This window comes from Vibrio sp. 10N.222.51.C5 (assembly GCF_041474575.1).
Lineage (GTDB): Bacteria > Pseudomonadota > Gammaproteobacteria > Enterobacterales > Vibrionaceae > Vibrio > Vibrio crassostreae_C.
In genome coordinates, this window is the sequence record NZ_JBFRUJ010000054.1 from 59,223 (window position 1) to 80,984 (window position 21,762).

20 protein-coding genes are annotated in these 21,762 nt (G+C 44.6%); 16 read left to right on the top strand and 4 right to left on the bottom strand.

Features of this window, described 5'->3' with window-relative positions; genetic code table 11:
- Positions 1–46 precede the first annotated feature (46 nt).
- The 4 genes from ihfB to pyrF all read left to right on the top strand — a co-directional run bounded on the left by ihfB (position 47) and on the right by pyrF (position 2,741).
- Complete coding sequence (ihfB, locus tag AB4558_RS17105; RefSeq protein WP_017060238.1) at positions 47–331, top strand: integration host factor subunit beta; 285 nt, start codon at positions 47–49, stop codon at positions 329–331.
- A gap of 129 nt (positions 332–460) precedes the next feature.
- Positions 461–733 carry a LapA family protein gene (locus tag AB4558_RS17110; RefSeq protein WP_017065308.1) on the top strand — a complete coding sequence of 91 codons (273 nt, stop codon included), beginning with the start codon at positions 461–463 and terminating at the stop codon, positions 731–733.
- Between the two features lie 12 nt (positions 734–745).
- Positions 746–1,921, top strand: coding sequence for a lipopolysaccharide assembly protein LapB (gene lapB / locus AB4558_RS17115; protein WP_017060240.1), 1,176 nt, complete (start codon positions 746–748; stop codon positions 1,919–1,921).
- 124 nt (positions 1,922–2,045) lie between these two features.
- Entirely contained in the window at positions 2,046–2,741 is a 696-nt protein-coding gene (gene pyrF / locus AB4558_RS17120; protein ID WP_017078954.1) for an orotidine-5'-phosphate decarboxylase, read from the top strand.
- 104 nt (positions 2,742–2,845) lie between these two features.
- On the opposite strand, the gene miaE is transcribed toward pyrF, so the two are convergent.
- Both miaE and AB4558_RS17130 read right to left on the bottom strand, forming a co-directional pair.
- Positions 2,846–3,601 carry a tRNA isopentenyl-2-thiomethyl-A-37 hydroxylase MiaE gene (gene miaE / locus AB4558_RS17125; RefSeq protein ID WP_017060242.1) on the bottom strand — a complete coding sequence of 252 codons (756 nt, stop codon included), beginning with the start codon at positions 3,599–3,601 and terminating at the stop codon, positions 2,846–2,848.
- A gap of 143 nt (positions 3,602–3,744) precedes the next feature.
- Positions 3,745–4,509 carry a hypothetical protein gene (locus tag AB4558_RS17130; protein ID WP_017060243.1) on the bottom strand — a complete coding sequence of 255 codons (765 nt, stop codon included), beginning with the start codon at positions 4,507–4,509 and terminating at the stop codon, positions 3,745–3,747.
- A 322-nt stretch (positions 4,510–4,831) separates the two neighbouring features.
- Between AB4558_RS17130 and cysB the strand changes: the two genes are divergently transcribed.
- Positions 4,832–5,806 (top strand): HTH-type transcriptional regulator CysB, encoded by a 975-nt coding sequence (gene cysB / locus AB4558_RS17135; protein ID WP_017060244.1) that lies wholly within the window; start codon positions 4,832–4,834, stop codon positions 5,804–5,806.
- Positions 5,807–5,946: 140 nt separating this feature from the next.
- Complete coding sequence (locus AB4558_RS17140) at positions 5,947–7,149, top strand: methyltransferase (protein WP_065583860.1); 1,203 nt, start codon at positions 5,947–5,949, stop codon at positions 7,147–7,149.
- A gap of 155 nt (positions 7,150–7,304) precedes the next feature.
- Here AB4558_RS17140 and ald read toward each other — a convergent pair whose 3' ends face one another.
- Positions 7,305–8,429 carry an alanine dehydrogenase gene (gene ald / locus AB4558_RS17145; protein ID WP_017060246.1) on the bottom strand — a complete coding sequence of 375 codons (1,125 nt, stop codon included), beginning with the start codon at positions 8,427–8,429 and terminating at the stop codon, positions 7,305–7,307.
- Between the two features lie 156 nt (positions 8,430–8,585).
- Here ald and lrp point away from each other — a divergent pair, with 156 nt between their 5' ends.
- From lrp to AB4558_RS17175, 6 genes are all read left to right on the top strand, one after another.
- Entirely contained in the window at positions 8,586–9,080 is a 495-nt protein-coding gene (lrp, locus tag AB4558_RS17150; protein WP_004734558.1) for a leucine-responsive transcriptional regulator Lrp, read from the top strand.
- Positions 9,081–9,243: 163 nt separating this feature from the next.
- Positions 9,244–12,420: a DNA translocase FtsK gene (locus AB4558_RS17155; protein ID WP_102332951.1), complete on the top strand. Its 3,177-nt coding sequence runs from the start codon at positions 9,244–9,246 to the stop codon at positions 12,418–12,420.
- Between the two features lie 75 nt (positions 12,421–12,495).
- Positions 12,496–13,092 carry an outer membrane lipoprotein chaperone LolA gene (gene lolA, locus AB4558_RS17160; protein ID WP_017060248.1) on the top strand — a complete coding sequence of 199 codons (597 nt, stop codon included), beginning with the start codon at positions 12,496–12,498 and terminating at the stop codon, positions 13,090–13,092.
- Between the two features lie 64 nt (positions 13,093–13,156).
- Positions 13,157–14,512 carry a replication-associated recombination protein A gene (locus AB4558_RS17165; RefSeq protein ID WP_017060249.1) on the top strand — a complete coding sequence of 452 codons (1,356 nt, stop codon included), beginning with the start codon at positions 13,157–13,159 and terminating at the stop codon, positions 14,510–14,512.
- Between the two features lie 142 nt (positions 14,513–14,654).
- Positions 14,655–15,962 (top strand): serine--tRNA ligase, encoded by a 1,308-nt coding sequence (gene serS, locus AB4558_RS17170; protein ID WP_017060250.1) that lies wholly within the window; start codon positions 14,655–14,657, stop codon positions 15,960–15,962.
- A gap of 221 nt (positions 15,963–16,183) precedes the next feature.
- A complete protein-coding gene (locus AB4558_RS17175; RefSeq protein WP_017060251.1) occupies positions 16,184–16,450 on the top strand; it encodes a DksA/TraR family C4-type zinc finger protein in 267 nt (88 codons plus the stop codon).
- Positions 16,451–16,574: 124 nt separating this feature from the next.
- On the opposite strand, the gene bioA is transcribed toward AB4558_RS17175, so the two are convergent.
- The gene (bioA, locus tag AB4558_RS17180; protein WP_102332950.1) at positions 16,575–17,852 is read right to left on the bottom strand and encodes an adenosylmethionine--8-amino-7-oxononanoate transaminase; all 1,278 of its coding nucleotides are present in this window, start codon (positions 17,850–17,852) and stop codon (positions 16,575–16,577) included.
- Between the two features lie 159 nt (positions 17,853–18,011).
- Between bioA and bioB the strand changes: the two genes are divergently transcribed.
- Genes bioB through bioD form a run of 4 tightly spaced genes read left to right on the top strand, consistent with a single transcriptional unit; the run spans position 18,012 to position 21,734 of the window.
- Positions 18,012–19,064, top strand: a complete 1,053-nt coding sequence (bioB, locus tag AB4558_RS17185; protein WP_016792500.1) for a biotin synthase BioB — start codon at positions 18,012–18,014, stop codon at positions 19,062–19,064.
- Complete coding sequence (bioF, locus tag AB4558_RS17190) at positions 19,051–20,250, top strand: 8-amino-7-oxononanoate synthase (protein WP_372158943.1); 1,200 nt, start codon at positions 19,051–19,053, stop codon at positions 20,248–20,250. The genes bioB and bioF overlap by 14 nt, the downstream gene beginning before the upstream one ends.
- On the top strand, positions 20,251–21,054 hold the full coding sequence (bioC, locus tag AB4558_RS17195; protein ID WP_372158941.1) for a malonyl-ACP O-methyltransferase BioC: 804 nt from the start codon (positions 20,251–20,253) through the stop codon (positions 21,052–21,054).
- Positions 21,051–21,734: a dethiobiotin synthase gene (gene bioD / locus AB4558_RS17200; RefSeq protein WP_017060255.1), complete on the top strand. Its 684-nt coding sequence runs from the start codon at positions 21,051–21,053 to the stop codon at positions 21,732–21,734. The genes bioC and bioD overlap by 4 nt, the downstream gene beginning before the upstream one ends.
- The last annotated feature ends 28 nt before the right edge of the window (positions 21,735–21,762 follow it).

Consider the following 21,762-nt stretch of genomic DNA (forward strand, 5'->3'; position numbering starts at 1 on the left):
TCCGATAGGTCTATAATTTCTAAAAAGAAAACCAACGAGGGTAACTATGACTAAGTCTGAATTGATTGAAAGACTGTGCGCTGAGCAAACGCATCTTTCTGCAAAAGAAATTGAAGACGCTGTAAAAGACATTTTAGAGCATATGGCTTCAACACTAGAAAGTGGTGATCGAATCGAAATTCGCGGTTTTGGCAGTTTTTCTCTGCATTATCGTGAGCCTCGTGTTGGACGTAACCCAAAGACTGGTGACAAGGTTGAGTTAGAAGGTAAATACGTTCCTCACTTCAAACCAGGTAAAGAGTTGCGTGAACGAGTAAACTCAGGAATGTAGCCTACTTATCGGAATTAAGAAAAGCGGCATACTATAATGTATGCCGCTTTTTTATGACCATAATATGGTGGTCTGATTAGTAATTTTCCTGCATAATCGTATAGCTAACCAACCAATGAGTGATGAACTATGAAAATTATAAAAATAGTCGCCGTTATCGCACTTTTCCTAATTGCACTGGCTTTAGGCTCTCAAAACCAAGCAACTGTGAATTTCAACTATCTGCTAGCGCAAGGTGACTTCCACCTATCAAGTTTATTAGGTGTTGTATTCGTTTCAGGCTTCGCCCTTGCTTGGTTAGTCTTTGGTAATATGCACATGCGGTCTCAGCTAAAAATTCATCGCTTGAAGAAGCAACTCAATAAGCAATCAAAGCAGGTCGCTGCTGATACTAAAGCTTAAAGGCTATATTTGATGTTAGAGTTACTGTTCTTACTTTTGCCCATCGCAGCCGCTTATGGCTGGTATATGGGTAATCGTAATGCTCAGCAAGAAAAACAAAAGCAATCACACCAGATCTCCCGTCAATACGTGACGGGTTTGAACCTATTACTGTCAGACCAATCTGACAAAGCGGTTGATCACTTCATTGAGCTGCTTCAAGTAGACAATGAAACCATCGATACTCACTTGGCTTTGGGCAACTTGTTCCGCTCAAGAGGCGAAGTCGACCGCGCTATTCGTATTCACCAAAATCTCATCTCTCGTTCGGGGCTTACCCTCGATCAGAAAAATCTCGCACTGCAACAATTAGCTAAAGACTACATGGTCTCTGGCTTCCTTGATCGCGCTGAAAAAATCTTTGAACAACTTGTAGAAGAACCTGACCATAAAGAGGGCGCTTTACAGCAGTTGGTGGCTATTTATCAGCAGACCCGTGAGTGGAACAAGGCTATCCATTACGGAAATATCTTAGTTAAGCTCGGCAAGAAAAAAATGAAGATGCGTGCCACAGTCGCGCATTTCTGGTGTGAGCTTGCAATGCAAGAACAAGCCGATGGTAATCGTTCTAAAGCGCTTCAGCATTTTAAGAAGGCGCTTTCTGAAGACCCTAAATGTGTTCGCGCAAGTATCGCACTAGGGAAGTTCCACTTAGCGAACGAAGATTACCAAAAGACAATTGATTGTCTTGAATCGGTACTTGAACAAGATATCGATTTTATCAGTGAGGTGTTGCCAACCCTTGCTGAGTGTTACCACAAGCTTGGACAAGAAGCTCAATTGGTCGAGTTCCTCAAAGCGTGTATTCAGAAGAAAGCCGGTGTATCTGCCGAACTGATGCTGGCGCAATTGGTTGCTCACCATGAAGATGTAGGCTCTGCTCAAGAGTTACTGACAAAGCAGCTTGTTAAAAATCCAACCATGAAAGGTTTTTATCGATTAATCGATTACCACCTAGCGGAAGCAGAAGAAGGCCGAGCAAAAGACAGCTTAACCACACTTCAATCTATGGTTGGTGAACAGCTTAAGGTTAAGCCTCATTACCGTTGTCGTCAGTGTGGTTTCTCGACACACTCTTTGTATTGGCACTGCCCTTCATGTAAAGGGTGGGGGACGATCAAGCCTATTCGTGGGCTTGATGGTGAATAGATTTGTGGTCACTTTAAGACCAAATTATTAATTGCAGCTTTCGGGCTGCATTTTTATGACTGTTATTTATCACCTGTTTAGGTGATTAGAAATTTTTAGAAAGTTAACTGCGTTAGGAGATGAAATGAACGACCAAAAAATCATTGTAGCCTTGGATTATGATAATCAAGCGGATGCGTTAGCCTTTGTCGACCGAATTGACCCAGCATCTTGCCGCCTAAAAGTGGGCAAAGAGATGTTTACCCTGTTTGGCCCTGAATTTGTTCGTGAATTACATAAGCGTGGTTTCTCAGTATTTTTAGACCTTAAATTCCACGACATCCCGAACACATGTTCAAAAGCAGTCCGTGCTGCCGCTGAACTGGGTGTTTGGATGGTGAACGTACACGCAAGTGGCGGTGAGCGTATGATGACGGCTTCTCGCGAAATCTTAGAACCTTATGGCAAAGATCGTCCACTGTTAATCGGTGTAACGGTGCTCACCAGTATGGAGCAATCTGACTTAGCGGGTATCGGTCTGGATCTTGAACCACAACAACAAGTGATGCGCTTGGCTTCTCTAACGAAAAACTCTGGCTTAGACGGTGTTGTATGTTCTGCACAAGAGGCTTCTTTGCTTAAAGGTGCACTTGGTCAAGAGTTCAAGCTAGTTACTCCAGGTATTCGTCCTGTCGGCGCAGATGTGGGTGACCAGAAGCGCATCATGACGCCTTCTAAAGCGATTGAATCAGGTTCAGACTACCTTGTTATTGGTCGTCCGATTACGCAAGCGATAGACCCTGCTGCTGTACTTGCAGAGATCAACGGTACGCTTGCTTAAGTCTATATTTGGATTGAGATATAAATAAAGAAGGCCAGCAAATTGCTGGCCTTAATTTTTTAGTCTGGATTAGTCTAAACTGGACTGAATGCTCTGTGTGGAGCCTAAACCGGAGCACCACTATGGAATTTGAAGTCGCTGTCTTCTGAAGTGATAAGATCAGCTTCTACTTGAGCAAAATGCGAAATACGCTCTGAAATATCTTTCCCTGCGATCTGTTCTGCTAGCTCAAGGTAATCTTGGTAGTGGCGAGCTTCTGAACGAAGTAGAGACACGTAAAACTTCTCCATGTCTTCTTCCAAGAAAGGAGCCAATTTAGCGAAGCGCTCACAAGAGCGAGCTTCAATAAACGCACCGATGATAAGCTTATCAACCAGAGCATCAGGCTCGTAAGTCTTAACTTGTTTGATCAAGCCCTTAGCGTAACGACCCGCCTCGATTGGCTGGTAAGTCACGCCTTTCTTCTCCATCAACTCCATGACTTGGTAGAAGTGATGCAGCTCTTCTTTGATCAGTAAAACCATCTTATCGATTAGGTCAGCACCGTAATTACAGCCTTCTTTCGCTGTGATTTGCTTGGATACGTTGCTTTTACCACGCAGAGACTCTAAGTCTCCGATACGACGGTAAGCAAATTGCTCGTATGGCAAAATCCATTCATTCAGTTGCTTCGCGCTTTCTTTATCGACGGCGTACTTGCGAATAAGGAATAAAGCACTCTGTGCCGCCTTAAGTTCACACAGCATGTGATCGCGTAGAATGATGTGAAGATTTTCTGGCTTTTTGGCTTCATCTATCCATGAATCTGGCGTTTCGGCTTTAAGAAAAGAGTGGATTGGAGCGAGTAATTCTTGATACATGGTCAGGGAAAGTTTGTTGATAATGCGGGGATTTTATCACAGCTCAAGAGATCTCCCTATACAGAGAAAGGAAATTCAACAGCTACAAAAAAGGCCGCCTATTTAATGTAAATAAGGCGGCCTTTAAGTGTTGAGTTAGACTGTTACCATTTCTTCTTCTGACCGAAGAGGGCATCCATATCGTCTTCTCGTTCTTTAGATTCCATCTGCTGCAAATCTTGAGCGTTTTTGTCTTGGCGTTTCTGGTCAAGCTCGTTAAGCATCTGTTGAAGCTTTTCTTTGGCTTGATTAGAGTACGAGTCGTTCTTAGTCGCCAAAGCATCAATACCTTTGCGTAATAGCTGAATCGCTGTTCCCGGTTGTCCGCGAGAAATCGAATCGTTTGCACGTTTGATAACATTTTCAATGTTAATACGGATTTGAATTGTTTCTAGGCGAGCATTTTCAACCACATAAGCTTGAGTCTCGAAACGGCCTTTATTGTGCTCGTTGCGCACCGTATCACGCAGGCGTTTAACTAACTTAAGCATCATGATCGCTTGCTTGTCACTACTTGGTACGCGGAAAGCGGTACTCTCGCCACCTTTGTAGTTCTCTTTTAGCTGAGTGATTTGTTGTTTTACGCTTTCAATGCGTTGGGCAAGCTGCTTATTTTTTGGATCGAGTTGATACATGTTTTCTAATGCATCAAGAATTCGATTGTTTAAGCATACAAGAAGATCTTGGCTAAACGGCATGTGATGAGCGTTGCCAATCAGTTCTTCTGTACCGTCAATAATGGTTAGATAACGAGAAGCTTCCTGTTTCTTCGCTGTTTCTACCTTAACTTTATATTGAAGCATGATGTTGTAGCCTAAAACTAACACCAAAAGAACGGCTACTAAGACGATTATTAAACCAATATTCATATATTTGAGTCTGCTTATTATTTTCTATAGCTAACTGGAGAGGATACACGATTCCATTGTGTATCGGCACTCGTAAATTGCAATTTCTGATTATCTCTTGTTGAGCGAAATCGGCAATCAAAACTTACCAACTAATGTATGAGAATGAGGGTTGGGTTGCAAAGCGTTAGTGATATTTTTGTTTGTTAAGCTAGAAAAACTCAATTTTTCTGTCATTTTTGTGTTCGAAGCGTTATAACTATTAATTATATTACACGCGACTATAACGCTCTCTTTGCAAATAAGTTAGCACAGAAATGAGTAAAGGATTACGAGGTTAGATATGAAGTTACAGCAACTGAAGTACATTGTTGAGGTTGTAAACCATAACCTAAATGTTTCAGCTACAGCAGAGAGTTTGTACACATCTCAGCCTGGCATTAGTAAGCAAGTTAGATTACTTGAAGACGAACTAGGCATTCAGATTTTTGAGCGTAGCGGCAAGCATCTAACGCAGGTTACCCAAGCGGGTGAGGATATCATTCGTATCTCTCAAGAGATTTTGGCGCGCGTTGAAAGCATTAAAGCGGTAGCGGGTGAACACACACATCCAGAGATGGGTACATTGAATATTTCAACGACTCATACTCAAGCTCGTTATGCACTGCCTGATGTGATTAAAGGTTTCACGGCGCGCTATCCAAAAGTATCGCTTCACATGCACCAAGGTACGCCAAGCCAAATGTCAGAAGCCGTCGCTAAAGGTACAGCGAATTTTGCGATTGCAACGGAAGCGCTACACCTTTACCAAGATGCGATTATGCTGCCTTGTTACCACTGGAACCGTTCGATCGTCGTGACCAAAGATCATCCCCTGGCACAGAAGCGTAATATCACGATCGAAGATCTTGCGGCTTACTCTCTCGTGACTTATGTATTTGGTTTCACTGGCCGTTCTGAGCTTGATACCGCGTTTAACAAAGTAGGTTTAACACCGCGTGTTGTGTTTACTGCGACCGATGCAGACGTAATCAAAACCTACGTTCGTATGGGCATTGGTGTTGGTGTAATTGCAAGTATGGCTATTGACCACGAGCAAGATACTGATTTGGTTGCGATTGATGCGAGCCATCTATTTGGTGCGAGCACAACCAGCATTGGTTTTAGAAAAGGCACCTTCTTGCGTTCTTACATGTTTGATTTCATGGAGCGTTTTGCACCGCACTTAACTCGCCCTGTGGTTGAGCAAGCTATTTCTTTGAAATCGAACGAAGAGATCGAAGAGATGTTTAAAGATATCGAACTGCCAGTTCGTTAATCTCATCGTGTAAATTTTGATTCTTATTCGGCCTGTATTTGCAGGCCGTTTTTCTTTTGGGCTTTTAGTTTTCGTTTTCTTTATCGGGCCTTTCCATTTCGACCTCTTACCCCTACAATCCACGCATCATAGGGGGAAGCATGCATTCACGATTTAAAATACTCGATTCATTTTTGCTAGAGCACCAGATTTACTGGCGTTCAGAGCCTTTTCACCTATGTCAAACTCAACAGCAGCCGTGGAAAGAGGTCAATCGTCCACTCGTTGATTGGTTAGAAAGCTTAGATAATGAGAGTATTCAAACCTTAAAAGAGCAGCCTCAGCTTTTGGTCGAAGAACTGACTCGTTTCCTACCTGAATTAGATACTGCTACCCAAAACATCCAGTTCAATAACACAGCTTTGGTTGGTTTAGACCTCCCACGTGGTACTGCTGATGGTATTCCTGGCCGAAAGCTACATCAAATTGTCGCAATGGGCGAGGCTGCATTATGCCATCACCATGGCAAAGAGTGGCTCGAGTGGTGTTCTGGTAAAGGCTTTCTTGGTCGAATCCTATCTCAGCAATCGGATCAAAAAGTCACTAGCTTTGAATGGCAGCAATCGTTATGCGAAAGCGGACAAAAGATTGCGGATGACCAGAAGTTAGCGATGGATTTTGTTCAAGGAGATGCGTTTTCAGACAAGGCCGATGACGTGTTTAATTCGTACCAACATGCCGTGGCCCTTCATGCTTGTGGTGATCTTCATGTTGAGCTAGTTAAAAAGTCAGTGTCACATGGGCTACCAGCGGTCACTATTTCTCCTTGTTGTTATCATCTTATTCGAGACGAAAACTATCAAGCGATGTCTTCTATCGCGAAAAGCTCAGCATTAACGTTAAGTAAGAGCGACTTGAGAATCCCGCTTCAAGAAACCGTTACTGGTGGTGAAAGAGTAAAAAGACATCGTCAACTAGAGATGAGCTATCGTCTAGGCTTCAGCCAGTTGCTTAAGGCTGAACTTAACATTGACGAATACATTCCTGTACCGAGCATCAAAAAATCAGAGTTAGCTGAGGGTTTTGAATCTTTCTGCCGTTGGGCATCTGAAGTGAAAGAGCTATCGCTGGGCTCAGATATTGATTTTGACTCTTATTTGATTCAAGGCGAAGCGCTTTTCTGGGAAATGGAAAAGCTGAGTTTGGTTCAACAAGTCTTTAGACGACCATTAGAGATATGGCTGGCTTTAGATCGCGCTATCTATCTGCAAGAGCAAGGTTATGAAGCTACGATTGAAGAGTTCTGTGAACGCAGTATTACGCCAAGAAATCTATTGATTCATGGGGTTAAAATCGAGCGCTAGTGGTAAATCGTACTGTTACGTGTTTTTACGAACTAAATCCATTAATGCAAAAAAGCCAGCGCGACATAATGTCGTACTGGCTTTTTGTTTAATGTGTATGAGTTAACTGAACGCTTCAACGAGAAGATTATTGCGTTCAGTTAGTCATTACATCATTAGTTAAACATTGCGATTGCTTCTGCTGGGTCTACGTATTCAAGGTCAAAGCTTTCTGCAACTTCTTTACAAGTTACTTTACCGTGAATAACGTTTAGACCTTCTAGGAAGCCTTCATCAGATAGAAGTGCTTCGCGGTAGCCTTTGTTCGCTAGCTTAACAATGTAAGGAAGTGTTGCATTGTTTAGTGCGTAAGTTGAAGTACGAGCAACAGCGCCAGGCATGTTTGCAACACAGTAGTGAACTACGTCATCAACAATGTAAGTTGGGTCTGCGTGAGTGGTTGCGTGAGAAGTCTCGAAACAACCGCCTTGGTCGATTGCAACATCAACAACTGCTGAACCTGGCTTCATCTTAGCGATGTGCTCTTTTGTAACCAATTTTGGAGCTGCTGCGCCAGGAATTAGTACTGCACCAATTACTAGGTCTGCTTCTAGAACATGCTTCTCAATGGCGTCTTCAGTAGAATAAACCACTTTTGCGCGACCTTGGAATTCTTCATCAAGTCGACGCAGTGTATCTACGTTACGGTCAAGAATTGTAACATCAGCGCGAAGGCCTACAGCCATACGTGCTGCGTTAGCACCTACAACACCGCCACCAACAACAACAACTTTTGCTGGTTCAACACCTGGAACGCCACCAAGAAGAAGACCACAACCACCGTTAGATTTCTCTAATGTTTGTGCACCTGCTTGAATAGACATACGACCAGCTACTTCAGACATTGGTGCTAATAGTGGCAAGCGACCCATATTATCTGTTACAGTCTCATAGGCTACGCAGACAGCTTTGCTCTTGATAAGCTCTTCAGTTTGTGGAAAATCTGGTGCAAGGTGTAAATAGGTAAATAATATTTGCCCTTCGCGAAGCATAGCTCGCTCGACAGCTTGAGGTTCTTTAACCTTTACAATCATCTCTGCTTTCGCGAAAACGTCAGCAGCAGTAGGAAGAATGGATGCGCCTACAGCGATGTAATCATCGTCTGAAAAACCGATACCAGTACCGGCATTGGTTTCTACAAAAACTTGGTGGCCGTGTGAGATTAGTTCTCTCACGCTAGCTGGGGTCATACCAACGCGGTATTCGTGGTTCTTGATTTCCTTAGGTACGCCAATGATCATCCTGACTCCTCATTTTATTTTGGTTGTTTTATCTATGTGTAGGGTAATTCTGTCGAATTAATATCTAGTATAGATAGGTTTAGATAAAATTTGATACTGAATATTAAAAAGTTGTAGTATATTTTTTTGCAAGGAAGTAATAAGGTGGAATAAAAAATGGCAGACAATTATAAGAAGCCGTCCAAGGAACTAGATCGTATTGACCGCAACATTCTTAATGAGTTGCAAAAAGACGGTCGTATCTCAAACGTTGAACTCTCAAAACGAGTAGGACTTTCTCCAACTCCATGTCTTGAACGTGTTCGTCGTTTAGAACGTCAAGGTTACATTACTGGGTACACAGCGTTGCTGAACCCACAGTACCTTGATGCTTCACTTTTAGTGTTTGTTGAAATTACGTTGAACCGTGGTGCGCCAGATGTGTTCGAACAATTCAACACCGCTGTGCAGAAACTGGATGACATCCAAGAGTGTCATTTAGTGTCGGGTGATTTTGACTATCTTCTAAAAACACGTGTATCTGATATGGGTGCTTACCGTAAGCTACTGGGTGATACGTTACTTCGTCTACCGGGCGTAAACGACACTCGAACTTACGTAGTAATGGAAGAAGTGAAACAAACCAATCAACTTGTGATTAAAACTCGTTAGTCACAATTGGTGAAATGAAAGAAAGCGGACATTTGTTCCGCTTTCTTGCTTTCTGGAATTGGGTTTTTCTGTTTGATATGGTTAAATCAACAGTAGTTTCATTGAAACGAGCGGCTTTGGCCGCTCGAGATGTTTTTATCCCGTTTAATTATTAAGTTGGTTTATGTTCAAGCAGAGCAGTAATAAAGTAGAAACAATCATTAAAACGAGTGAAGAGCCTCAGTCTCCTCGTTTGAGTGGTTCTCAACGTCTCAAAGAGTGCAGTCTGATTCTCGGTGTTCTCTTCTCTATTCTACTTGCCGTTGCGTTATTAACTTTTAGTCCTGCAGACCCATCATGGTCGCAAACGGCGTGGGGTGGTGACATTCAAAATGCGGGTGGCTACCTAGGTGCTTGGTTGGCGGATACGCTTTTCTTCGTATTTGGCTCTTTGGCTTACCCTCTGCCTATCTTAGTGACGGTTGCTGCGTGGGTTTTATTCCGCAAACGTAATGAAGACGAGCAGATCGACTTCATGCTGTGGGGCACTCGCTTACTTGGCCTGACTATCCTAATTCTTACGAGTTGTGGTTTAGCGGATATCAACTTTGACGACATCTGGTACTTTTCATCCGGTGGCGTGGTAGGTGACGTTTTAACAAGCCTTGCACTTCCAACGTTGAATGTTCTTGGTAGTACGCTGGTTCTTCTTTTCTTATGGGGTGCTGGTTTCACTCTATTAACCGGTATCTCTTGGCTAAGCATTGTGGAATGGTTGGGTGAATGTGCCATCAAATTTTTCACGTCTACTGTTAATAAGGCTCGTGGCCAAGACCAAGAGCTGCTTGAGCCTCAATTAAGAGAATCAGCAGACCGCGATTTAATCGAAGAACGTCATCAGCAGCATCAAGCGCCAACTTACCGCGATGTTCCTGCTATAGAAGGCAACAAAGAATCAACAGAGCATGATCCGCTAGATCCTGCGATGAGTTTTTCTGCGACCAATGAGTCGGCAGACGTGGCGACAAATGCGCGAGACAATGCTGCATCGCCGAAGCGTCATTACAATATTCATATGCCTGTCGATGCTCCTGCGAAACAAGAAGCTCCTGTTCATGAAGAACCTCAGGTTCAGCCTCAAGCGGTAATTGAGTCAGAGCAAACGATCCCTGCAGCAGCTGTTTACCAAGCGCCAGAAGAACCGCTAGAAGAAGGTATTGAGCGCTCTAAACAGTTGAATGCAACGATAGAGCAGCTAGAAAATGCGGCCATGTATGAAGATGACCTAGCAGAACAAGATCAGGTTGACGCGCATGATTCTCAGGTTGCTTACCAACAATACATGCAGAACGAACAACCAGAAGTTGGCCCTGCTCATGCTGACCTTAGAAGTGCTGAACCAGAATTAGATAGCTCACCACAAGTAAATGGCGAATTTGGTTCTGAAGATGTTCAACCTGAATCTTTATACGCTTCACCTATGGGCGAGCCAGAAGCAACCGTGGAAGACGATTTCTCTGCACAACCTTCACCGTTTGATGTTACGGAAGAGCAAAGCTACCAACAGGGCTCAGAGCTTGAATCAGAACAGGCTGAAGCTGAATTAGCTGACGCAGCATTAATCGAAGAACAGTTTGAACCTTTCCCTTATCAAGAAGAACATTCAGAACCTGAACAGCCAACAGCACAAAACCTAGAGCCAACTGTTGATCTTCCTTGGGAAGAAGTAACGGAAGAAGAACCTGCGCATCAAGATCAAGATCAAGATGTCGCCGCATTCCAAAGCATTGTTTCTGAAGCCCAAGCGAATATGGCAGCGGCGCAGAATCCGTTCTTGGTTCAACAAGATGTTAATTTACCTAAGCCTGCTGAGCCATTACCCACGCTTGAATTGTTATTCCACCCTGAAAAGCGTGAAACCTTTATTGACCGTGATGCGCTAGAGGCAATTGCTCGTCTTGTTGAATCTAAGCTAGCGGACTACAAGATCAAAGCAGACGTTGTCGACATTTTCCCAGGTCCAGTAATCACTCGATTCGAACTTGATCTGGCTCCAGGTGTGAAAGTAAGCCGTATTTCTGGCCTTTCTATGGACTTAGCGCGTTCGCTCTCTGCATTGGCAGTACGTGTCGTAGAAGTGATTCCGGGTAAACCTTATGTTGGCTTAGAACTGCCGAATATGAGTCGCCAAACGGTATTCTTCTCAGACGTGGTTGCTAGCCCTCAGTTCCAAGAAGCGAAATCGCCAACGACAGTGGTTCTAGGACAAGACATCGCTGGTGAAGCCGTTATTGCTGATCTATCGAAAATGCCTCACGTTCTGGTTGCTGGTACAACCGGTTCTGGTAAGTCGGTAGGTGTGAACGTAATGATTCTGAGTATGCTTTACAAAGCATCACCGGAAGATGTTCGATTCATCATGATCGACCCGAAAATGCTTGAGTTATCGGTTTACGAAGGCATCCCTCATCTATTATCTGAAGTGGTAACCGACATGAAAGATGCGTCGAACGCCCTTCGTTGGTGTGTAGGCGAGATGGAACGCCGTTATAAGCTGATGTCAGCGTTAGGCGTTCGTAATATTAAAGGTTACAACGATAAGCTTAAGATGGCAGCGGAAGCGGGTCACCCAATTCACGATCCACTGTGGAAGCCGGGCGACAGCATGGACCCAGAAGCGCCATTGCTTGAGAAACTGCCTTACATTGTGGTTATCGTTGATGAATTTGCCGACCTAATCATGGTGGTTGGTAAGAAGGTTGAAGAACTGATTGCACGTTTGGCACAAAAAGCACGTGCGGCGGGTGTTCACTTGATCCTAGCGACGCAACGTCCATCAGTGGATGTTATTACTGGTCTTATTAAAGCGAACATTCCAACCCGTGTGGCCTTTACGGTATCAACTAAAACGGATTCACGAACTATCCTTGACCAAGGTGGTGCGGAATCACTATTGGGCATGGGTGATATGCTTTACTTGCCTCCTGGTTCTAGCCATACAACTCGTGTTCACGGTGCCTTTGCATCTGATGACGATGTACACGCAGTCGTGAATAACTGGAAAGCGCGTGGTAAGCCAAACTATATTGATGAAATCACTAACGGCGAACAAACTCCAGAAACCTTGCTTCCGGGTGAGAAGATGGAAGGTGATGAAGAGGTCGATCCTCTGTTTGATCAGGTGGTAGAACACGTTGTTCATTCACGTCGTGGCTCAGTTTCAGGTGTACAGCGTCGATTCAAGATTGGCTACAACCGTGCTGCACGTATTGTCGAGCAACTTGAAGCTCAAGGTATCGTAAGTGCTCCAGGTCATAACGGTAACCGAGAAGTCTTAGCTCCAGCGCCACCAAAAGATTAGTTCCGGTAGGAACTCATAACTATTCAGTCGGTCAAATCGAAAATATGACCGACTTATGTTCTAACAGGATTATTGATGAAAAAAGTATTCGCACTTTTATTTATGAGCTTCTCAGTGTTTGCTTCTCCGAAAGAAGAGTTGAGTAGCCGCTTGGCATTAAACGCAGGCTTCAGCGCTGACTTTAAACAAGTCGTGACCAGCCCTGATGGTGATGTTGTTATGGAAGGTGAGGGCACGGTAGAGATTGCACGCCCAAGCCTGTTCCGCTGGGAGACCACGTTCCCTGATGAAAACTTGTTGGTATCTGATGGCCAAAGCTTGTGGTACTACAGCCCGTTCATTGAGCAAGTGAGCATTTATTGGCAAGAGCAAGCGACATCACAGACACCTTTTGTCCTGCTTACACGTAACCAAGAAAGTGATTGGGATAATTATAATGTGGCGCAAACGGGTAACCAATTCACGCTAACGCCAACTGCTGTCGATTCTAATCAGGGTGACTTCCAGATTAATATCACCGAAAAGGGCATTGTTCAGGGCTTTAATGTGATTGAACAAGACGGTCAAAAAGGTGAGTTTACCTTTAGCAATGTTGATTTGGGTAAACCTGCAGCAGACCGCTTTACTTTTGTGGCACCGGAAGGTGTCGAGGTCGACGACCAAAGAAACTGATCTAAACAAGCAGATCGTTTGGTAGTACGTCGATAGGCATTAATGCCATCAACGAATCAAGAGATTGCAATTGAGTAATTACAGCTTAGATTTTGCGGGGGACGAAGATTTTCGTCCCCTTGCTGCTCGTATGAGACCGGAAACTGTCGAACAGTACATCGGTCAGCAGCATATATTAGGCCCAGGTAAACCACTTCGCAGAGCGTTGGAAGCGGGCCATATCCACTCGATGATTTTGTGGGGGCCTCCGGGCACCGGTAAAACGACGTTAGCCGAAGTTGCAGCAAACTATGCGAATGCTGAAGTGGAACGTGTATCGGCGGTAACCTCGGGCGTAAAAGACATTCGTATTGCAATTGAAAAAGCGCGCGAGAACAAGCAAGCAGGGCGCAGAACCATCCTGTTTGTGGACGAAGTCCATCGCTTTAACAAAAGTCAGCAAGATGCTTTTCTGCCTCATATCGAAGATGGCACCGTGACCTTTATTGGTGCGACGACAGAAAACCCATCTTTTGAACTGAACAACGCTTTGTTGTCACGTGCGCGTGTCTACAAACTGACGTCCCTGAACACAGATGATATTTCTCTTGTCATTCGCCAAGCGATTGAAGATAAGCAACGTGGGTTAGGTGATGTGCCTGTTGATTTTGCTGATAATGTTTTAGATCGCCTTGCAGAACTGGTTAACGGCGACGCGCGTATGTCGCTTAACTACCTTGAACTGCTGTATGACATGGCAGAAGACAACGATAAAGGCGAGAAAGCGATAACCTTGCAGTTGTTGGCTGAAGTGGCTGGTGAGAAAGTCGCTCGTTTCGATAACAAGGGTGATATTTGGTACGACCTAATCTCCGCGGTTCATAAGTCAATTCGTGGCTCAAACCCTGATGCGGCCTTGTACTGGTCAGCACGAATGATTGCTGCGGGTTGTGATCCTTTGTATATCGTTAGACGCTTGCTGGCGATTGCTTCTGAAGATATCGGTAACGCTGATCCTCGCGCCATGCAGGTAGCGATGTCGGCTTGGGATTGCTTCACGCGCATTGGCCCTGCTGAAGGGGAGCGTGCGATTGCGCAGGCGGTTGTTTATCTCGCATGTGCACCAAAGAGTAACGCCGTTTACACCGCGTGGAAGCAAGCGTTAACAGATGCTCACAATCTTCCTGAATATGAAGTGCCGCATCATTTGCGAAATGCACCGACAACTTTGATGAAGGACATGGGCTACGGGCAAGAATACCGTTATGCTCATGACGAACCAGGAGCCTACGCCGCTGGTGAAAAGTATCTGCCTCCTGAAATGGGAGAGAAGCAATACTATTTCCCAACAAAACGAGGCTTAGAGACCAAAATTGGCGAGAAGCTAGATTATCTGGCGGATTTGGACGCAAAAAGCCCACAAAAACGCTATGAAAAGTAGTCTTTTTTGGATATCGTTACCTAGTCATAAAATTTCAATTAAATCGTTATAAATTGGTCGAAATAACACCAGTTTTAGGGGTTTAGCAGTGATTCAGTAGCAAGCTACTGAATATTCAAATAACTAAAGCATAGGATTAGCAATGCTGGATTCTAAATTACTTCGAGCTGAGCTGGATGAAACAGCGGCAAAATTAGCACGTCGAGGCTTCACCCTTGATGTAGAGACAATTCGTGAACTTGAAGAAAAACGTAAGTCCCTTCAGATGAAAACTGAAGAGCTACAAGCGTTACGTAACTCTCGATCGAAGTCCATTGGTCAAGCGAAAGCAAAAGGCGACCATGAAGAAGCTGAGCGTATCCTTGCAGAAGTAGGCAACTTAGGCGCAGAACTAGACCAAGCTAAAGTAGCATTGGCTGATCTTCAATCTGAGCTAGAAACGATCACAATGTCTATTCCTAACCTACCTGATGCAGAAGTGCCAGATGGTAAAGATGAAGACGATAACGTAGAAGTTTCTCGTTGGGGTCAACCTAAGACTTACGACTTTGAAGTGAAAGATCACGTCGATCTTGGCGAAATGTCTGGCGGTCTTGATTTTGCTAGCGCAGTTAAAATCTCGGGTTCTCGTTTCATCGTGATGAAAGGCAAATTTGCACGTCTACACCGTGCTATTGCTCAGTTCATGCTGGACCTTCACACTGATGAGCACGGCTACACAGAAATGTACGTACCGTATCTAGTGAACCACGATAGCCTTTACGGTACTGGTCAACTTCCTAAGTTCGGCGAAGACTTGTTCCACACAAGCCCGCTAACTGAGCAAGTAAGTGACGTACCTCTTAAGACTCTATCGCTTATCCCTACTGCGGAAGTACCGGTAACGAACATGGTTCGTGACACGATCACTGATGAAGCTGAACTGCCACTTAAGATGACAGCTCACACGCCGTGTTTCCGTTCTGAAGCGGGTTCTTACGGTCGTGACACTCGTGGTCTTATCCGTATGCACCAATTCGATAAAGTTGAATTAGTACAAATCACTAAGCCAGAAGACTCAATGGCAGCGCTTGAAGAGCTAACTGGCCACGCTGAGAAAGTACTTCAACTTCTAGAGCTTCCTTACCGTAAAGTGATTCTATGTACAGGTGACATGGGCTTCGGTTCTGCGAAAACTTACGACTTAGAAGTATGGGTTCCAGCACAAGAGACTTATCGTGAGATTTCTTCTTGTTCAAACATGTGGGATTTCCAAGCGCGTCGTATGCAAGCTCGTTTCCGTCGTAAAGGCGAGAAAAAACCTGAACTTGTACACACACTAAACGGTTCTGGTCTTGCTGTTGGTCGTACTATGGTTGCTATCCTTGAGAACAACCAAGAAGCAGATGGCCGTATTGCTATCCCAGAAGTACTTCAACCATACATGGGCGGCGTAACGCACATCGGTTAATTAGATTGATTAAGCATTAGGTTACTTATAAAACCCAGCCAACAGGCTGGGTTTTTTATTGCCTATAGAATAGTGCAGTGGCGAGAAATAAATAATTTTTGTTACCTATGTGTAATAGTGTTTTATTGATTTTGATAATTATTACAATCCTTAAATGTGGCTATAATATGCTCTTACCGCGGTAGGTATAGATTTTCTCGTTCAAATACTGAGGAGGGCTTATGGCCGTAGGATGGGCTGGTGACGATAGTGTCAGCCAGCAAATACAAAATACCATTGATGATGAGATCTCTCGTGTAAGAGGAAACCTTCGAGGTGGTGAGGGTTTGCGTTATTGTGATGAGTGTGGTGATGAGATTCCGGAACAAAGACGACGCGCGATCAAAGGCGTTCGTTTGTGTATAGAATGTCAGTCAATATTAGAGCATGACGCACATCGACATTCATTGTTTAACCGTCGAGCAAGTAAAGATAGCCAATTACGTTAAACTGACGGTTACCTTCAAGCAGTTAAGGCCTTACTTTTATGTAAGGCCTTTTAGTTTAATTAAATGATTTATTAATGAAGATATATAGAAATAATCGTCGCTCTTGTTTAGAGCAATAAACGCCTTATTTAAAGCAATGAGTATTTTGTAATGCAGTGTCGATAGCAGCGACCAATTGCTCAATATGTTGTGGTTTGATAATAAACGGAGGCATCATATAAATTAGCTTACCAAACGGACGGATCCAAACGCCTTGCTCTACAAAGTGAGCTTGAATGGCTTCCATATCGACGGGTGTGTGAGTTTCAACGACGCCAATAGCGCCTAACCAACGCACGTCTTTAACCAGTTCATGTTCTCGCAACGGTGGTAACAACTCAGAAAAGAGCTGTTCAATCTGTTGAGTCTGATTTTTCCAATGGCCTTGCTCGATGATGGATAAACTTGCCGCACCGACTGCGCAAGCCAATGGGTTGCCCATAAAGGTTGGCCCATGCATAAAGCAGCCTGCTTCACCGCCACATACCGTGTCAGCAACTTCCTTACTCGCAAGCGTCGCTGACAATGTCATATAGCCACCAGTTAAAGCTTTGCCTACGCATAATATGTCCGGTTGAACATCGGCATGCTCACAAGCGAACAGTTCCCCTGTGCGGCCAAATCCGGTCGCAATCTCATCCAAGATCAGCAATACGTTGAATTCATCACACAGCAAGCGAACTTGTTTTAGGAACTCAGGGTGGTAGATGCGCATGCCGCCAGCCCCTTGAACGATAGGCTCTAAGATCACCGCTGCGACTTCTTGATGGTGTGCTGCCAGCTTTTCTTTAAAACTATCGATGTCACTTGAGTTCCACTCATCCCAAAAGCCTGTTTTTGGCGAATCAGCGAAAATATGTTCCGGCAAAAAGCCTTTGTAGAGGCTGTGCATCGAATTGTCAGGGTCGGTCACTGACATCGCCGCAAAGGTATCACCGTGGTAGCCATCTCTTAGTGTGAGGAACTTTGAACGAGGTTGTCCTTTAGCGTGCCAATATTGCAATGCCATCTTGAGGCTAACCTCTACGGCAACTGAACCTGAATCGGCCAAAAATACATGCTCAAGATTACTTGGCGCGAGATTCAAAAGCTTCTTACATAGATCGATAGCGGGCTGGTGGGTGATGCCACCAAACATAACGTGTGAAACCTTATCGATTTGACTATGAGCTGCAGCGTTTAGCTCAGGGTGATTGTAGCCGTGGATGGTTGACCACCAAGATGACATACCATCAATAATTCGTTTTCCGCCTTCTAATTCTAGGTAAACACCGTCTGCGTTGGTGACTGGGTAGCAGGTCAGAGGTGTTAACGTTGATGTGTAGGGATGCCAGATATGCTGGCGATCAAAGGCGAGATCCATAGTAACTTCCATTCTTGGTGTGGTTAAAAAATAACCAGATGTAAACTTTTGATATTATCAATGTGTTGACAGTCTAAAGCTTGTCGGTAGACTAGCCAAGCATAAATGCAATCTCTATTGATAGAGATGAAACATCAAATAATAAAAAAGGATCGACACGTGGAAGTTCGTCATGACTGGACAGTTGCTGAAGTAACAGCACTGCTTGAAAAACCGTTTATGGATTTAATGTTTGAAGCTCAAGTGGTTCATAGACAGTACCAAGAGCACAACCACGTGCAGGTGAGTACGCTTCTATCGATTAAGACTGGTGCTTGTCCTGAAGACTGTAAGTATTGTCCTCAAAGTGCTCACTACCGAACGGATGTCGACAAAGAACGCCTAATGGAAGTAGAGCGTGTTTTGGATGCGGCGCAAAAAGCCAAGAACGCGGGCTCGACTCGTTTCTGTATGGGCGCGGCGTGGAAAAACCCGAAAGAACGCGATATGCCTCACTTGACTGATATGATCAAAGGTGTGAAAGGTATGGGTCTAGAAACCTGTATGACACTAGGCATGTTAACCCCTGATCAAGCTGGCGAGTTAGCGGATGCAGGCTTGGATTACTACAACCATAACCTTGATACGTCTCCCGAGTTTTACGGCAGCATCATCACCACTCGTACTTACCAAGATCGTTTAGATACGCTATCTCACGTACGTGATGCCGGTATGAAGATCTGTTCTGGTGGCATTATTGGTATGGGCGAAAGTACCAATGACCGTGCAGGCCTGCTGGTAGAGCTAGCGAACCTTCCGGTACACCCTGAGAGTGTGCCAATCAACATGCTCGTGAAAGTGAAAGGCACACCGATGGAAAACGTCGATGATGTTGAATCTTTTGACTTCATTAAGTTGATTGCGATTGCTCGTATCATGATGCCAATGTCAGCGGTTCGTCTATCTGCAGGTCGCGAGAATATGAATGAACAGATGCAGGCGATGTGCTTCATGGCTGGCGCGAACTCTATCTTCTACGGTTGTAAGCTACTGACTACGCCAAACCCAGATGAAGACACGGACATGCAGCTGTTTAAGAAGTTAGGCATCAACAGCCAACAAGTGGCTCAGAAGCCTGATGAAATTCAAGAAAACGAACTGTTAGATCAAGTAGTGGAGCGCGTTGCTGCTCGTCCAACGAAAGATGACATGTTCTACGATGCCACTGTTTAAATCCCGTATCAAAGATGCCCTTGTTCAACGCCGTGAGCAGGGGCTAACTCGTCAACTTAAAGTGCTCGAAAACAGTAATGGTCCTTTGCTTAATTGCGAAGGTTCTCGCTTTATTAATTTTTCGAGTAATGATTACCTAGGCTTGGCGAACGACCCTGAATTGGTGGAGGCGTGGCAAGCTGGGCTTTCCCTTTATGGTGCTGGCAGTGCGGCATCGCCATTGGTCACGGGTTTTAGTCCTGCTCATAGAAATTTAGAAGCTCAGCTGTGTGAATGGTTGGGCTTTGAACGTGCGATTCTCTTTAGTTCTGGTTTCAGTGCGAACCAAGCCTTGTTGTTTTCTCTGCTCGAAAAAGACGACTCTCTGCTGCAAGACAAGCTTAATCACGCCTCTTTGATGGAAGCGGGGATGCTTTCTCATGCAACCATGAAACGCTTTAAACACAACGACACGCAGCATCTAGAGTCTCTATTAAGCCGATCTCTACAATCCTTGGTCGTCACTGAGGGCGTATTCAGCATGGACGGCGATCAAGCGCCTCTCAGCCAGATATCTAACCTGACTCATCAATACGACAGTTGGTTGGCGGTTGATGATGCCCACGGTATCGGCGTATTAGGTGATAAAGGAGCTGGGAGTTGCAGTGCAGCACAAATCTCCCCCGATATTTTGGTGGTGACCTTTGGCAAAGCATTTGGCGTTTCTGGTGCTGCGATTCTTTGTTCGTCAGAAGTGGGTGATTACTTAACTCAGTTTGCTCGTCATCATGTGTACTCGACGGCGATGCCACCTTCACAAGCAGTGGCTTTGTCTCATGCGTGTCAGATGATTCAGACGCAAGAGTGGCGTCGAGAGAAGCTCATGAAGCTAGGTGCGATCTATGCGGAGCAGATGAGTGGCGTGAAAGGTTTTATAGATACTCAGACTCCGATTAAGCCGTTTGTAATCGGTGAAGCACAGGCGGCACTGTCTGTTGCTGAAGAATTAAAGCGTAAACAAGTTTGGGTAACGGCGATAAGGCCGCCAACCGTTCCGAAAGGGACAGCTCGTTTGCGTATTACCTTAACGGCGAATCACAGTGAGGATCAGATTCATCAGTTAACCAGGTCGTTGCATCAGGCAATTGACCGAAGCAGTGAATCGGGCATCGATCCAAGCTTAGAATCAAATAAAGAGGCTCAGTAAATGTCACAAGAAGCAGTAGTGAATAATTACGTAGGCCAAGACAAAAGTGCGATTGCCAAAGCCTTCGGAAACGCAGCAACAACCTATGACAAACACGCTGAGTTTCAGCGAGATGTCGGCCACCGATTACTGGATAAGTTACCTAGCGACCTCTCCGGTTTAAAGGTACTCGATTTAGGTTGTGGTACGGGGTATTTCTCCGAACAGATAGTGAAGCGTGGTGCTGAGGTAGTGTGTGCTGACCTGTCTGTTGGAATGTTAAAAGCGGCAGAACAACGCTGCGGCTCATCAGTCTCTTTATATCAACAAGCTGACGCTGAACAGTTGCCGTTTGAGGATGGGTGCTTTGACATCGTTTTCTCTAGCCTTGCGTTGCAATGGTGTGACGATTTGTCGTCGCCTTTGAGAGAGATGAAGCGTGTTACAGCGGCTGGTGGGCGTGTTATTTTCTCAACTTTGCTTGATGGGTCGCTGTTTGAACTGAAAAAGTCGTGGTCCAAAATTGACGCACATCAACACGTTAACCATTTTATTACAATCAATAAGGTAAAAATTGCGTTAGCGCAATCTAGCTGTACCGTTCATCAACTAGACTTGCCCACCATCACCGTTTGGTACGACACTGCGTTTGAACTGATGCGCGACCTTAAAGGTATCGGCGCTAATCACGTAAGTGGTCGCTCACAAGGTTTAACAAGTCGTCGCATGTTGCAGCTTGTTGATCGGGAATATCGAGAGTTTAAGAACCATCAAGGTTTCTTACCAGCAACATATCAAGTTTGTTTAGGGGTTATTCAATTATGATTGATGCATTATTCATTGCAGGTACGGATACCGAAGTGGGAAAAACTGTGGTTTCAAAAGCGATTCTTCAAGCTTTGGCCGCACAAGATTTATCAACAATTGGTTACAAGCCAGTTGCTGCAGGGAGTGAAAAATCCCCTGAAGGACTACGTAATAGTGATGCACTGCATCTTCAAGAAGCGGCGACGCAAGATATTGCTTACGAAGACGTCAATCCATACGCGTTGTTGCTACCATCATCGCCTCACATCGCTGCTAAGCATGATGGTGTTGTAATTGATGAGGCGGTATTATCAGCGAAGCTAGAAGAGCATAAGAAAAACTCTGACATCGTGTTAGTTGAAGGTGCTGGTGGTTGGCGAGTCCCGGTTTCAGACGATGAATATCTTTCTAGCTGGGTTAAAAAAGAGCAACTGCCAGTGGTACTGACTGTGGGTATTAAACTTGGTTGTTTGAGCCACGCTCTATTAACGGCAGAAGCGATTCGTGCTGATGGCCTAAACCTAGTAGGTTGGGTCGCAAACCGTATCAATCCAGGTACTGAGCACTACGCAGATATTATTGCGATGCTTGAAGATAAGTTAGGTGCACCTAAGTTAGGTGAAATCCCTTACGTCCCAAAAGCGAAGTCTAAAAACATTGGTAAGTACATCGATGTTCAACCATTGCTAGCACTGTAATTGGTTATTAGGGCATTGAACAAGAAAA

Excerpts from the sequence above, each read along its gene's own strand:
- ihfB (WP_017060238.1), top strand. The coding sequence starts at position 47 with ATGACTAAGTCTGAATTGATTGAAAGACTGTGCGCTGAGCAAACGCAT.
- AB4558_RS17110 (WP_017065308.1), top strand. The coding sequence starts at position 461 with ATGAAAATTATAAAAATAGTCGCCGTTATCGCACTTTTCCTAATTGCA.
- lapB (WP_017060240.1), top strand. The coding sequence starts at position 746 with ATGTTAGAGTTACTGTTCTTACTTTTGCCCATCGCAGCCGCTTATGGC.
- pyrF (WP_017078954.1), top strand. The coding sequence starts at position 2,046 with ATGAACGACCAAAAAATCATTGTAGCCTTGGATTATGATAATCAAGCG.
- miaE (WP_017060242.1), bottom strand. The coding sequence starts at position 3,601 with ATGTATCAAGAATTACTCGCTCCAATCCACTCTTTTCTTAAAGCCGAA.
- AB4558_RS17130 (WP_017060243.1), bottom strand. The coding sequence starts at position 4,509 with ATGAATATTGGTTTAATAATCGTCTTAGTAGCCGTTCTTTTGGTGTTA.
- cysB (WP_017060244.1), top strand. The coding sequence starts at position 4,832 with ATGAAGTTACAGCAACTGAAGTACATTGTTGAGGTTGTAAACCATAAC.
- AB4558_RS17140 (WP_065583860.1), top strand. The coding sequence starts at position 5,947 with ATGCATTCACGATTTAAAATACTCGATTCATTTTTGCTAGAGCACCAG.
- ald (WP_017060246.1), bottom strand. The coding sequence starts at position 8,429 with ATGATCATTGGCGTACCTAAGGAAATCAAGAACCACGAATACCGCGTT.
- lrp (WP_004734558.1), top strand. The coding sequence starts at position 8,586 with ATGGCAGACAATTATAAGAAGCCGTCCAAGGAACTAGATCGTATTGAC.
- AB4558_RS17155 (WP_102332951.1), top strand. The coding sequence starts at position 9,244 with ATGTTCAAGCAGAGCAGTAATAAAGTAGAAACAATCATTAAAACGAGT.
- lolA (WP_017060248.1), top strand. The coding sequence starts at position 12,496 with ATGAAAAAAGTATTCGCACTTTTATTTATGAGCTTCTCAGTGTTTGCT.
- serS (WP_017060250.1), top strand. The coding sequence starts at position 14,655 with ATGCTGGATTCTAAATTACTTCGAGCTGAGCTGGATGAAACAGCGGCA.
- AB4558_RS17175 (WP_017060251.1), top strand. The coding sequence starts at position 16,184 with ATGGCCGTAGGATGGGCTGGTGACGATAGTGTCAGCCAGCAAATACAA.
- bioA (WP_102332950.1), bottom strand. The coding sequence starts at position 17,852 with ATGGATCTCGCCTTTGATCGCCAGCATATCTGGCATCCCTACACATCA.
- bioF (WP_372158943.1), top strand. The coding sequence starts at position 19,051 with ATGCCACTGTTTAAATCCCGTATCAAAGATGCCCTTGTTCAACGCCGT.
- bioC (WP_372158941.1), top strand. The coding sequence starts at position 20,251 with ATGTCACAAGAAGCAGTAGTGAATAATTACGTAGGCCAAGACAAAAGT.
- bioD (WP_017060255.1), top strand. The coding sequence starts at position 21,051 with ATGATTGATGCATTATTCATTGCAGGTACGGATACCGAAGTGGGAAAA.